12 protein-coding genes are annotated in these 13,405 nt (G+C 44.6%); 2 read left to right on the top strand and 10 right to left on the bottom strand.

Annotated features, from left to right (window positions below):
* Window positions 1-420 precede the first annotated feature (420 nt).
* Genes ABID99_RS06050 through ABID99_RS06030 form a run of 5 tightly spaced genes read right to left on the bottom strand, consistent with a single transcriptional unit; the run spans window position 421 to window position 5,373 of the window.
* A complete protein-coding gene (locus ABID99_RS06050) occupies window positions 421-1,560 on the bottom strand; it encodes an XdhC family protein (RefSeq protein ID WP_373613182.1) in 1,140 nt (379 codons plus the stop codon).
* 14 nt (window positions 1,561-1,574) lie between these two features.
* Window positions 1,575-3,707, bottom strand: coding sequence for a xanthine dehydrogenase family protein molybdopterin-binding subunit (locus ABID99_RS06045; RefSeq protein ID WP_090532889.1), 2,133 nt, complete (start codon window positions 3,705-3,707; stop codon window positions 1,575-1,577).
* 40 nt (window positions 3,708-3,747) lie between these two features.
* Window positions 3,748-4,740, bottom strand: a complete 993-nt coding sequence (locus tag ABID99_RS06040; protein WP_090532891.1) for a xanthine dehydrogenase family protein subunit M — start codon at window positions 4,738-4,740, stop codon at window positions 3,748-3,750.
* Window positions 4,737-5,207 carry a (2Fe-2S)-binding protein gene (locus ABID99_RS06035; protein ID WP_373613181.1) on the bottom strand — a complete coding sequence of 157 codons (471 nt, stop codon included), beginning with the start codon at window positions 5,205-5,207 and terminating at the stop codon, window positions 4,737-4,739. Before ABID99_RS06035 ends, ABID99_RS06040 begins: the two co-directional genes overlap by 4 nt.
* Window positions 5,161-5,373 carry a twin-arginine translocation signal domain-containing protein gene (locus ABID99_RS06030; RefSeq protein ID WP_373613180.1) on the bottom strand — a complete coding sequence of 71 codons (213 nt, stop codon included), beginning with the start codon at window positions 5,371-5,373 and terminating at the stop codon, window positions 5,161-5,163. The genes ABID99_RS06035 and ABID99_RS06030 overlap by 47 nt, the downstream gene beginning before the upstream one ends.
* A 158-nt stretch (window positions 5,374-5,531) precedes the next feature.
* On the opposite strand from ABID99_RS06030, the gene ABID99_RS06025 reads away from it, so the two are divergent.
* Window positions 5,532-5,903, top strand: coding sequence for a VOC family protein (locus tag ABID99_RS06025; RefSeq protein ID WP_188832784.1), 372 nt, complete (start codon window positions 5,532-5,534; stop codon window positions 5,901-5,903).
* Between the two features lie 4 nt (window positions 5,904-5,907).
* Here the strand turns inward: ABID99_RS06025 and ABID99_RS06020 are convergent, their stop codons facing one another.
* The 3 genes from ABID99_RS06020 to ABID99_RS06010 all read right to left on the bottom strand — a co-directional run bounded on the left by ABID99_RS06020 (window position 5,908) and on the right by ABID99_RS06010 (window position 9,458).
* Window positions 5,908-7,668 (bottom strand): alpha-L-rhamnosidase C-terminal domain-containing protein, encoded by a 1,761-nt coding sequence (locus tag ABID99_RS06020; protein ID WP_090532897.1) that lies wholly within the window; start codon window positions 7,666-7,668, stop codon window positions 5,908-5,910.
* A gap of 516 nt (window positions 7,669-8,184) precedes the next feature.
* Window positions 8,185-8,658, bottom strand: a complete 474-nt coding sequence (locus ABID99_RS06015) for a Dps family protein (protein WP_091214541.1) — start codon at window positions 8,656-8,658, stop codon at window positions 8,185-8,187.
* Window positions 8,659-9,008: 350 nt separating this feature from the next.
* On the bottom strand, window positions 9,009-9,458 hold the full coding sequence (locus tag ABID99_RS06010) for a GNAT family N-acetyltransferase (RefSeq protein ID WP_373613179.1): 450 nt from the start codon (window positions 9,456-9,458) through the stop codon (window positions 9,009-9,011).
* A gap of 347 nt (window positions 9,459-9,805) precedes the next feature.
* On the opposite strand from ABID99_RS06010, the gene ABID99_RS06005 reads away from it, so the two are divergent.
* Window positions 9,806-10,072 carry a CHC2 zinc finger domain-containing protein gene (locus tag ABID99_RS06005; protein ID WP_139160036.1) on the top strand — a complete coding sequence of 89 codons (267 nt, stop codon included), beginning with the start codon at window positions 9,806-9,808 and terminating at the stop codon, window positions 10,070-10,072.
* Window positions 10,073-10,079: 7 nt separating this feature from the next.
* Here the strand turns inward: ABID99_RS06005 and ABID99_RS06000 are convergent, their stop codons facing one another.
* Both ABID99_RS06000 and ABID99_RS05995 read right to left on the bottom strand, forming a co-directional pair.
* A complete protein-coding gene (locus tag ABID99_RS06000) occupies window positions 10,080-10,835 on the bottom strand; it encodes an SGNH/GDSL hydrolase family protein (protein ID WP_373613178.1) in 756 nt (251 codons plus the stop codon).
* Window positions 10,832-13,306, bottom strand: a complete 2,475-nt coding sequence (locus tag ABID99_RS05995; RefSeq protein WP_373613177.1) for a glycoside hydrolase N-terminal domain-containing protein — start codon at window positions 13,304-13,306, stop codon at window positions 10,832-10,834. Before ABID99_RS05995 ends, ABID99_RS06000 begins: the two co-directional genes overlap by 4 nt.
* Window positions 13,307-13,405 lie beyond the last annotated feature (99 nt).

The following is a 13,405-nucleotide window of genomic DNA, read 5'->3' as shown; positions in this document are numbered from 1 at the left end:
TCAGGTCCCGATCTGAAAAATATTCCGGCTTCATTTGCCTCGTTTTTCTAACATAAATTTACTAAAGTTTATGGCAACCAGCCTCATCTTAGTGTAAATATTACACACTTAAAAACTCAACCCATTCCGCTGCATTACCTCACCTATGCGATACAAAATTGCGCAGTAATACCTGATTAAAAATGGCTAAAGTTCTGATGTTTTGGTCTATTTTACGGTTCGGGACAATTAATGATTGCAGTATGACAAATCGCAACCAAAACTGTTAATTCGAAGAAGATTTGAAAAACTAACTAAAGTAATTATTTAGAGTCTACTAATTTCATATAAAATATTTGAATAAAGTTAATAGACAATCTTTGGATTTAAGCTTTGTGCTTTACCTTCTGCTTTTAGCTTTCAAATCCAGATACCTGACGGCTACTTAACCAGGTATTGAAGATTAGAAATGTGAATCGGCGCGGGTTTATATTTCAATGAATATCCCTGGCGTGCTGATAATACCGCTTTAATTTCAGACATAATCGATAAGGCTATCTCTTCCGCCCCCTCTGCGCCTATATCCAAGCCGACCGGGCCATAGATGTTGTTCATTTGTGCTTCGCTAATAGATATGCCTGCATGTTCAACTTCTGCCAGCATACGTTCCAATTTCTTTTTGGGGCCGAGGATACCGATATAAGGTAACGATGTATGTAATAGTTCTTTAAGCAGTGCTACCTCATAGTTATAATTGTGGGTCATCATAACAATAGCCGTACGATCATTGGTCTTTATATGCGATAATACATCGGCTGGTTTGGCAGTTACAATATTTTGAGCAAACGGGAACCGTTGCTTAACGGCGTAATTAGGCCGGCCATCTATCACGGTAATATTCCAGCCTAAAACCGCAGCTATTCGTGTTAAAGGAATTGCGTCGTTACCTGCCCCTACAATCACGAGTGAAATCACAGGTTTAATATGTTCTACAAAAGCGGTATACTCGGTATCAGCCTGGTAAAACCGTATTTCTGATCGCTGTTCCTCCAGTACCCTTTCAGCATCACTTACCAAAGCAACCTGGTATTGCAGATGCCCGGAATGGTTCACCGTAAGTTTATCTTCGGTAAGGCAAAGGCAGGTACCTGGCTGTGAGGCTTTTCTGTCTTTAATAGAAAACACGGTGGCAAGTACGGCGTACCGACCATTGCTGACGATATTTTTCAACAGACTAATTGGGTTATTGATATCGCTGGTTATGGGTTCAATAAGAATATAGATAATGCCGTTGCAGCCCAATCCTACGCCCAGCTTGGCATCATCATCGTCGGTAGTATCATAGGTTACCAGTAAAGGTTGCTGCTGCAGGATCACCAGGCGGGCTTTGCGCAGGGCATCGCCTTCCAAACACCCGCCGCTGATGGCGCCGGTAAGTTGCCCGTCCTCAGTAATCAGCATACGTGCACCGGCCCGACGATAGGCAGAGCCTTCCACCAATACAACAGTAGCCAGGGCAGTTTTTTTTCCCAGCGCATATGCCTCATCATAGGCAGCAACAATATCAATGATCTCTTTCATCAGCAGCTTTACAGCTATATCAGTTTGTCGGGTGTTATGGGCAGTTCCCTTACCCTTTTGCCCGTAGCGTTATAAATGGCGTTTGCCAAAGCAGGAGCTACCCCTATCAACGAAATTTCGCCAATACCTTTGGTGCCTACCGGATTCAAAACCGGATCGGGCTTATCAATAAATATAGCTTCTATCTGCTGGATATCGGCATTTACCGGCACGTGGTAATCGGCAAAGTTACCGTTAATGTAGCGCCCGTAACGCTCATCAAAAACAGCTTCTTCAGTCATGGCCATGCCAACGCCACCAACCGCGCCGCCAATCATCTGGCTGCTGGCGGTTTTGTGGTTAACTATTTTTCCGGCATCAACACAGGCTACAATCTTCTTGATCTTTACCTGCCCTGTAAGCGGGTGTACATGCACTTTGGCAAAATGCGCCGAAAACGAGTACATGGAATATTTTTGCGCTTCTGGATTGCCTTTTGATTCTTGTGTAAGCTCAACCGAGGGCATATTGTTTTGCTTTAACACAGCAACGTAATCAATAGGCTCCATACTATCGGCAGGTTTGCCGGCCATGGTGTACAGCTTCTGTTTTAAAGCCACACACACATCATGCACCGCCGAACCAACAGATGATACCGTTGCCGATCCACCCTGCGTTGGCGCATTAGGAAAAGCCGAATTGCCCAGCTCAAACGTGATCTTATCCGCGGGAATCCCCAAAGTATCAGCAGCTATCAATACCATCGATGTGCCGGTGCCTGGGCCAATATCGCTCGTCGCACTCTGAATATTTACGCTACCATCAGCCATTAACTTTATTTTAGCCATGGCATTGCCCCGGTATGCACCAAACGCACCGCAGCCTATCCCGTAGCCTACCAGCCATTCGCCCTCTTTATTGGTACCAGGTTGTGCTTTACGATCGGCCCAGCCTATGGCCTCGGCCCCTTTCTGGTAACATTCCTTTAGGTATTTGCTCGACCATGGCTTGTTCCGTTCAGGATCGGTATCGGTATAGTTTCTTAGTCTTAGCTCTATGGGATCGAGGTTAAGCTTGTAAGATAACTCATCCAGCGCCGATTCAAGTGCGAAAGAACCTGTAGCCTCCCCCGGACCGCGCATAGGCGCAGGTACGCCTACATTTAAAGGCACTACCTTGTAAAGCGTATTTACATTAGGGCTGTTATATAAAAACTGCGATACATTTACTGCCCCCTCAGTAAATTCCTCATACACTGCCGTTTGCGAATGCGATTCATGGGTAATGCCAATCAGCTTACCATCGGCAGTTGCGCCCAGTCCTATTTTTTGGATGGTTAAAGGGCGATAACCTACCTGCGTAAACATCTGTTCGCGGGTAAGTGTAAGTTTAACCGGGCGTTTTACCAGCTTGGCTGCCTGTGCGGCTGCAATTTCATGTGGCCAGGTACGTAATGAAGAGCCGAAAGCTCCACCAACAAACCTCGAATTGATCTGCACATTATCGGGGTTAAGCCCGAACGCCGCAGCAATGGATCGCTGGGAACCTTTTACCCCCTGCGATTTGGTATACAGTGTAACCTTATCATCCCCATCCCAAAAAGCGGTGGTGACGTGCAACTCCATAGGGTTATGCACTTCGGTAGGAAGCAGATATTCCTCCTCAACCATTACCGGGGCATTTTTATAGGCATTTGCCTCACCGCGCACATAATCTTTATAATTACCTTTTTGCGGGGTTACTCCTTTATCTATGTTTTTATGAAAATCAGTTTCAAAAGGCTCCGTATTGTAAGTTGCTTTAACCAGGCTTGCCGCATAGGTAGCACGTTCAAAGGTATCAGCAACTACCAGCGCGATGGGTTGCGCGTTAAAGTAGATCTTATTATCATTAAATAACTTAAGCCCGCGTACCGGCCTTTCGGCTCCGGCCTGATAACCCGGTACTTTTGGCGCATTAAATGGCGTAATGACAGCAAGCACCCCCGGCGCACGCTCGGCAGACCTGGTATCAAGTGCAGTTACTGTACCAGAAGCAATGGTTGCCGATACCAGCACCCCATAGGTGAGGTTGGGGACTTTATACTCACCGCTGTATTTAGCTCCGCCGGTTACTTTTAACCGGCCATCAACACGGCTTAAGGAATCGCCAATTGCGTCTTTTTTCATGAAGATCAGTATTAAATCTATTAGCTAAATAGTTGTTAATTTATGATGCAAGGCCGGTGGCCAATTTTAAGGATTGTACAATAGCATTAGGTGCAAGCTTTAACTTAAACTTGTTGTACTCATAAGCTTTAGCTCCCTGCATGGCAATTTGCGCTGCATGCTTAAAATTATCTTCATTAACAGCTTTACCTTTTAAAAATGTTTCGGCAGTGGATAAACGCCATGGCTTATGTGCTACCCCACCCATCGCCAACCTTGCGCCTGTAATGGTATTATTTTCGATATGCAAGGCAGCAGCCACCGAAACCAGGGCAAAGGCATATGATGTACGGTCGCGGATTTTTAAATAGTAAACGTGTTTGTTATAAGCAGATGATGCTGTGGGCAGATCAACTGAAGTGATCAGCTCACCTTTTTGCAGGGTATTATCAAGTTCGGGATGGTCGCCTGGCAAGCGGTGAAAATCACCAATCTTAATGGCTCTCGGGCCTTTTACACCCGTTACGTGGATGGTGGCATCCAATGCGGCCAGCGCCACATTCATATCACTGGGGTTAACGGCAATACATTTATCGCTGGCGCCAAAAAGGGCATGCATGCGATTAATCCCCTCCAACGCTCCACAACCGCTTCCGGGTGTACGTTTATTGCAAGGCATGGCAGTATCAAAAAAATAAGGACAGCGGGTGCGCTGCATAAGATTGCCCCCAACGGTAGCCATATTGCGCAGCTGCGGCGAAGCACCGGCATTGATAGCCAGCGCCAGCAACGGGTATTGCGCCTTTATATAAGCGTGCTCAGCAACCTCACTATTGGAGGCTAAAGCGCCGATGTGCATACCTGTGGCCGTTTTTTCTATCTTTTTAAGCGGGAGGCGGTTAATATCAATCAACTTATCCGGTACTACCAATCCCATCTTCATCATATCAACCAAATTGGTTCCGCCTGCCAAAAAGTAACCGTTTGGTTCTTTTGCCAATGATTTAACGGCGACAGCCGTTTCGGCTGGTCGTGTGTATTGAAACTGGTTCATACCATACCTCCTTTAACTTCCTGAATAGCCTTAACAATATTGGGATAAGCGCCGCAACGGCAAATATTGCCGCTCATAAACTCCCTGATCTCTGTTTCAGAACCGGAATGGCCTTCTTTAAGCAAAGCCACAGCCGACATGATCTGTCCCGATGTGCAATATCCGCATTGAAAACCATCATGCTTAATAAAAGCCTCCTGCATAGGGTGCAGCTCTTCCTCTTTGGCAAGGCCTTCAATAGTGGTTATCTTTTTACCATCATTTGTTAATGCAAGACTTAGGCATGAGTTAACGCGTACGCCATTTACATGTACCGTACAAGCGCCGCACTGGCCGCGGTCGCAACCCTTTTTGGTACCCGTAAGGTCGAGGTATTCGCGCAGCACTTCCAGCAAGGTCACGCGCGGTTCAACCATCAATTCATGTTTTACACCGTTCACCTCCAGGTGCAGGGCTTTGCTTTTCAAAAACGCCGGCAAGTTTCTCATCCCATTGGTTTTCGGCCGCTTTAACTACAGTACCCGGTGTTAAGGCAATGGCCGTTAACAGCGATGTTTGCTTAAGAAAATCACGGCGCGTTCCGTTTGAATTGTCTTCGCCGTCGGTTGGAGTGCAGGGCTTTGTTGTAGACATATACAGCGATTTATAATTACACCAAGATAGCACTTTTAATATCAATAACTCCGTAACAAATTTGTTTTGAACAATGAAAAATCCAATTATTCAATCGCTGCGCTTTTAATATTTCTTCTAACAAAAGTTTAGGGCTAACTTTAAGCAAATACTTCACAATGAAAATGATCCCACTTTTTAAATGCCGGGACTTACACCAGGCCGTTGGTTTTTACACTAACGTGCTTGATTTCAGGCTCAAATACCCAGAAGCCACCGCTGACGACGGCGTTATTGACCTAATAAGCGAATTTGGAGAGCTGCAGTTATCAGTATATGAAAGCGACCACTTATTTGGTTCGGTGGTAAATGTTTGGGTTAATGATATGGATAGCCGGTTTACATATTACCTATCCCGCGGGTTGGATACCTCAGTTAAAAAAGAATCGCCCGTTCACCAGGGACCAACCGACCAAACCTGGGGAACGCGCGAGTTTTATGTTACGGATACTGACGGCAATACTTTACGGTTTTGCCAGCGGCAACGGTAGATATTTATTGAATTACCCTAATCCCGGCTGGGGCATTAATCACCGATTTCACTTTACCATCAGCCTGCTTAACATGTTTAATTTTCACAATACCATATGGCGTTGGATAAGTACCTTCGACAAAGCTCAGATCGCCCAAATGGGGTTCAATCTTAATTACCTTACAACCCGGCGCTATTACCTTTACACCCAATACATACTCGGTTAACCACGGTGTTGGCCCTGATGCCCAGCCATGCGAAAGGCTATGCCTGAAACCTTTATAACAATAAGCGCCATAATCACCATGGATATCTTTTTTACCATCGGGCACCAACTCATCTATCCGCGAAGCGTTGGGCAGCCAGTCGATATTAAAATCTTCCCAAAAAGTAGTAGCGCCAAGGTTCAGCATCGGTCCCCAAAAGTTACGGATAGCATCAATGCCACCCTGGTAGTCGCCGGCTTTGGCTTTGGTCAACAGCATATAATAACCAAAAAACGTTGAGTAATTGTGTACTCCATCTTTAGAAAGAATATCGTTTGCTTTTTCGGCAGGGAGTAAACCCGATAAGCCCAATAAGGCTGCTGCCTGTTTTGAACCGCTGGCATCCGGCACATTATTTTTTAGTTTAGCAACCGCGGCTTCGCATTTTTTGGCGGTGGCCGGATCTTTCAATATTTTGCAGAGCTCGGCACCGGCATTCAGGGTCATCACCAGCATGGCCTGTAAGCCGGCATGAATAGCAGGTTTATTTTCGCTCGATGGCCAGTCTAAAAACCGACCGGCACCGTCCAGCTTTTCGCTGCCGTTTGCATCAACCTGTACAGCGTACTGATCCAGCAACTTTACCAGGTAAGCTTTCTGCTGCTGCAGATATTTCAAATTACCGGTATGCATATACCAATCGCGTTGGATCAGGATCCACCACATGGAATAGGATACCATCCCGTTCATGTAGCCCGGCAAAGGGGTAGTGTTCCGTGCCAGATCAAGGCTCTTTGACACCACCGGATTATCGCCAAATACAGCGGCAATGGTTGATGTTTCGGGATGCATATCACCTACCCAAACCAGCTTATCGCGCTTGATTCCGTCCCAAAGATAATCCTGCATGTTAAGATGGACGGTGTACGCACCGGTAAGCCAGATTTTGTTAAGCAACGTATCACTGCATTTAAATGAGCCGAGGTAAGGGATATCGCGGTAAACAAAAATGGCCCTTGCTTCTTTCAGCTTAAGTTGACTGTTATCATCCACCAAATCTATCCGTACAAAACGAAAACCGGTGTTGCCGATTTCCAGCTTACCCAACCATGGCAGGGACACGATCATGTCGCGCATAGCGTGGTCGTTAGTAGCGCCTTTTATGGTATCGATATCTGACATAGCTTCGCTCGCCGATTCGCCAAAACGGATACGCACCCTCACCGGCTTGCCACCCCTCGACTGATCGGTTACCAATTGCAAACCGCCGTGCAATTCCTTACCAAAATCAAGCAATAAACCGGGCTTTCCCTTTTCATTACTTTGAAGAATGCACAAGTCATTACCTGAAAGATTGGCTTGTCCATCACCTTGCTTCAGCAGTTTTTCGGCATTGATAATATTGGTAGCGGCATCAGCCGATTTCCAAAGGATGCGGATCGGAGAAAGATATTTCCTCACCGTTTCTGTCGATTGCGCTTCGGCAGATCGCTTAGCATCAAAAACCGGAGGAAGCTTTTGGGCCTTGCAAATAAAACAGATGATAGTCAATATGAGTATACCGATGATTTTCTTCATGTGAAAATACCTTTTTGCCTACTTTTATAATTTCCCTCTGAAGAAGGTACACAATGGAAAATGCCACAGCAAAGGTGTATTTCGCACTGCTTTATTAGTTGCCCGGTTAAACATAGTCTTTTTCATCGATTCAAGTTCGTTAACCGCGCTTTCTTTGAAGATATTACCGAAGACTAAATACCAAATGATACAGATTTATCGTAAAAGCTGGTAAGTTTATAATTAAACAATACTAACGCTTTCATCATGATCTGGCATCCTGTACTATCTTTTTTAATACATTATATTATCGATTGTATTTAACGCTCTCCTCTGGAGATCTTACTTCAGGAACAAGTAAAAAATGTGCCGAAGGTGCAAAAGGTTTGCATGGCAATAGGATTATCATCTGCAACTAAACTCACCATGAGCAGGCCGAATAATATTGCAGACATAATCATTTTACGTTCCGCTCACGGTCTTCCGTTTGCATCCGGAAGACCATATGAGCCGAAAAGTGTTATTTAAACGGGGATCTTATCTGAAATGTGACCTCAGCATCCAGGCCATGCCTTCATGTGTTTCCATAAGGCCGGTAATAAAATCACTGGTACCGGCATCATTGTACTTGCTAACAAAAGGATCGATATTACCGCGGATAAACTCGATGATGCTTTCATGGTCTTCAAGCAATTCTTTCAAAAAACCAAGGCTATCATTTTTATGATCAAGTTTTTCGGTTAAATGGGTAAGTTGTAATAATTGGGTTAAAGTAGCAGGCGCGTAATGGCCTATCTTACGGATGCGTTCGGCCACGCTGTCCATAATTTCATCAAGCTCGTTGTATTGCTGTTCAAAAAACACATGCATTGAATGAAAGTCGGGACCTTCAATATTCCAGTGGGCATTACGGGTTTTGGTGTACAGTACAAATTCGTCGGCTAATAATTTGGCTAACTGATCTGAAACGGCCTGGCGGTCGGCTTCGTTAATTCCGATGTTTGTTTTCATGATATATGTAATTTGTGATTGCTATTTCTTGTTATAACTTATTCATATTGGGGCGAATGCTTACACATGCTGAACTGTGTTTTTACTGGGCCAATATAACGTAAATGCGGTTACCTCAAAGTAAAAAATAAACAGTGCATGATGATCATGGTATGTGTATGACAAATCCCAACCAATAGATGACAGTACAGGCGTGATAAACACCATCGCCCCGCAGATTATGACTTTCATGCTATGTAGTTTTTTTGGAAGTGTCATCATACAATTTAGTCAGTACCACATTTACAACTGCATCAAATTAGTGAAGCGGGCAACGGCAATCATCAACGCTCTTTTCAGGTAGAGATCTATCAGGACAGGATCATTTCAATATGGTCGATACCATCTTCATCATAAATTTCACCATCAATTTTAAAGCCCGACTGTTCATAAAACTTGACAGCATAGTACTGTGCCCCTATCCGGATAGGCACATCCCCATAGATCTTTTTAGTTTGATCGATAGCGGCCAGGGTTAGTATTTTACCTACACCTGTACCGCGTACTTTTTTGCTGCTAACTATACGCCCAATTGATGCTTCGGCATATGATTTACCCGCGGGTACAATACGGGCATAAGCCACCAGTTCCTGATCATCATCAAACAATAACAGATGGTGGCAAGCGTAGTCTTTATCATCGGTGTCTAAAAACACACAATTTTGTTCAACTACAAATACCTCGCTCCTGAGCTTTAGTAATTGGTACAACTCGGTAACGGTTAAATCGTTAAAAGCTTTGCAAATTTGAGTGTAGTTCATGGTGTTTGATTTTTCTCTCGCAAAGGCGCAAAGTTTTTTTGCCGATTTGCTTGTGTCGCTAAAGTAAATATTTCTGAGAAAAGCAGAAAGTATGGCCAGTTACTTAAAAAAAGTCATACCGAACTTGTTTTGGGAATGCACAGAACAAGCCATCTGTTAAACATCCATCAACTTAGCATGTGGGCGCCTAAATAAAAGTGATGCCCAGTTGCTATATAAACTGCCACTTGTAATAAAGAGGCATTACCTTATCCCGTTGAAATCACATTTTTTTCAACAATCCCTTATTGCAACCTGGTAAAAAATTATTTTCGCAGCCTGATAAATTAATCATTCTATTACCCAACATGTCTGCATCTCATTCCCTGTCGCCGGTACAGGTCGATCTTGTACGAATTGTTTCAAAATATGTGTTGCTTGAAGAAAGCCGGAGAAATTTAAAAGGCCGCTGCCCTTTCCATAAAGACCAGGCAACCTCCCTGATGGTATCGCCCGAAAAAAATATTTTTCAATGCTTTGGCTGCGGTAAAGGCGGCGGCCCTGTTGAATTTGTAATGGCCATTGAACACAAAACCCGCGAAGAGGCAATTCAAATGATTGCGGGAACTAATTAGGGAAAACTTAATACAGCTTTTTAACCGCCTTCATCCACTCCCGGGCAATAAGTTCATGCCCTGCCGGCATGGGATGAACACCATCCCAGATCCAATGCTCAGCTTTGGCTTTTTGCAAGGCCTTATTAAACACATCCTGCAAAGGCACAAAAATGGCGTTAAATTTTGAAGCAAGTGAGTTAACCATAACCTGTCGTTTTTGAACTTCAGTTGTCCATAGCTCCGGGTTCTTGCTTACCATACCAACTGGTAAAATAAAAGGCTCTAACATGATCAGCTTAACGTCGGGTAACGCAGCTTTGGTTTGTGTTAACATCCTATCATAAGCATTGGCGAAATCTTCGGCGGTTGCTTTATCGCCCTGCATAATTACCCTGTGCACATCGTTAATGCCTATCAGTATGCTTAATACATCGGGCTTAATATCCAACGTATCCTTTTGCCAGCGTGCTGCAAGGTCATTTACGGTATTCCCGCTAATGCCCCTGTTAAAAAATTGGTAATCACGGCCGGGATAGTCAAAATTAATGCGGGCGGTTATCAGGTAAGCATAGCCCTGCCCGTAAACATGGTTCCAGTCTTTATCATAACTACGACCGCCATCGGTTATCGAATCACCTTGAAACAGGAAGGTTTTGCCTACGCCATCATCGGGAAGATATTTATCATCTGTGCCAGATGCTGATGCCAATCCTGGTGCTGCCACCACCGCGGCTCCGGCCAGCGATGCTTTCTTTAAAAAATCTCTCCTGCTGTTACTCATAAGCTGCTTACTAACTGGTATGATTTGCCTTTTTCTGTATTGATCACCAACTCATACCCCTCTTTTATTTTAACAGGAGTAACACTTAAACCTTTAACTGTCAGTTTAGATTTAGATAAAACACGACAGGTGCCTCCTGCTTTTGATAAAATATCGGCGGTCACAACCTTGCCCGCTGCCCATTTCATGTCAACTACAAATGCGCCCCTTGCTACCAAACCTTTAATTTCACCATTTGCCCAGGCATCGGGCAATGCAGGTAGCAGGTGTACATTACCGTTCTGGCTTTGCAGCAGCATTTCGGCCAAACCAGAGGTGCCACCAAAATTTCCATCAATCTGGAACGGCGGATGGGCATCAAACATATTTGGATAGAGGCCCCCACCCTCGCTGTAGTTGTATCCACTTTCGCCGGTTAAGCGCAGCAGATCGCGGTAAAGTTTGTAGGCATGGTTGCCATCTCTCAACCGGGCCCAAAGGTTTACTTTCCAGGCCAGGCTCCAGCCGGTGCTTTCATCACCGCGTAACTCTAACGATCTTTTAGCCGCGGCTGCCAACTCAGGATTTGTAGCTATCGAAATTTCATTAGCCGGGTAAACCGAATATAAATGCGATACATGGCGGTGATGCGGGTCAGGCGATTCCTGGTCTTTGTACCATTCCTGCAATTGGCCTTTACTGCCTATCTGATACGGGATCAGTTTAGCTTTTTTGGCGATAAGCGAATCCCTGAAAGCTGCATCAACGCCCAGTACCTTAGTTGCTGCTATCAGGTTATCAAACAGATCGCGGATGATGCCCATATCCATTGTAGTAGAAACAGAAACATCCCCGGTTTTACCCTCAGCATAAATAAAATCATTTTCGGGCGACATAGACGGTGCAGTTACCAAATGGCCCTGACCATCGGGCACTAACCAATCAAAAGTAAATTCGGCGGCGCCTTTCATTAAAGGGTAAGCTGTATTTTTTAAAAACGCTTTATCGCCGGTATATAAATAGTGCTCCCAAAGATGACGGGTTAGCCAGTCGCCACCCATTGCCCAGTTTGCCCATTTAGGGTCGCCATGACCAAGGTCGCCTACGGGGTTAGCCAAAGCCCAGATATCTGTATTATGGTGGGTTACCCAGCCCTTAGCATGGTAGAAATCTTTAGCAACACCAGCGCCCGTTTCCGACAATCCTTTGATCAGCTCAAATAAAGGCTGGTGCATTTCAGACAGGTTACAATCCTCTGCCATCCAGTAGTTCATTTGCACGTTGATGTTGCTGGTATAGTTTGAGCTCCATGGTGCACGTAATTCTTTATTCCAGATGCCCTGAAGGTTAGCAGGAACGCCCGGTGTTCTGGAGCTGCTTATCAACAGGTAACGGCCATATTGAAAATATAAAGCTTCAATGCCAGGATCAGTACCATGATTCTTATTGTAAAGCGCAAGTCGTTCATCAGTAGGCAATTCGGCATGACTGCCCTTGTTATCGTTAATTTTAAGGCTTACCCTGTTAAAAAAACGATGATAATCGGTCAGGTGGGCGGCGAGCAACTGTGCATAAGGTTTGGCAGCAGCTTTATCAAGGTATTTGGCCGCAACCTTTTCGTCGCCATCAGGGCATTGGTTGTATGCTTTAAAACTGGTGGCTGCGGTAACATACAGCGTTAAACTTGATGCCCCTTTTACGGTGATCCCGCTTGTATCGGCAGTTATTTTACCATCACTGCTTACGGCCTTTGCCAACACCTCATAACGCATACCCCGGCACTTATCATCATCGGCATAAACTATGGGATTTTTTGAATCAACATAGCTTGGCTCAACATGTGCTGGGGCCTTGCCGCTTAATTGTAGTATATTTTTATTCAGCACCTCTTTTTGAAACCTGAGCTGGCTGTTAGTATTTATTTTAAGATTTAACTGTTTAGGCTTATCGGCAGTAAACCGGATCACGATCACCTTATCGGGTGCCGAAGCAAAAATCTCGCGTTTATAGTTTACACCGCCAATCGTATATTTTGTTGTGGCAACAGCATTACCGATATTCAGGTCGCGGTAATAGTTTGCACTGTTAACTCCATTATATGATTGTTTGATATGCAAATCGGCCATAGGCAGATAGCTTTCAGAGTACAAACCCTGCATCTTTTTTGTCAGTTCATGCGCCTTTTGATAATCGCCTTTAAATAATGCCTCCCTCACTTGGGCCAAATACTGAAATGCACCGGGATTTACATTTTGCTTCACCGGCCCACCCGACCATAAAGTTGATTCATTAAGCTGCAGCAATTCATCATCAACACCACCAAAAACCATGGCACCCAACCGGCCGTTACCGATGGGCAAGGCTTCCGTCCATACCTTTGCGGGTTGTTTATACCATAAAGTATTGTTTTGGGCGTTTGCGTTAAACGCAACCAGTTGCATGCATAGTGGTAAAACTGCAGACAGGAGTGCTGCTTTCAGAGCTTGGTTCATAAAATAGGTTACAATTGTTTTTACAAGTATAACAACGGGATATCTATAAAAAATAATGCTTATTGGCATTTTTATATCCAAAACGGTTAGTGCTCAATA

It is taken from the genome of Mucilaginibacter sp. OAE612 (genome assembly GCF_041806395.1).
Taxonomy (GTDB): domain Bacteria; phylum Bacteroidota; class Bacteroidia; order Sphingobacteriales; family Sphingobacteriaceae; genus Mucilaginibacter; species Mucilaginibacter rubeus.
The sequence above is the reverse complement of the archived record's forward strand: the minus strand, read 5'-3'. Positions and strand labels throughout refer to the sequence as shown.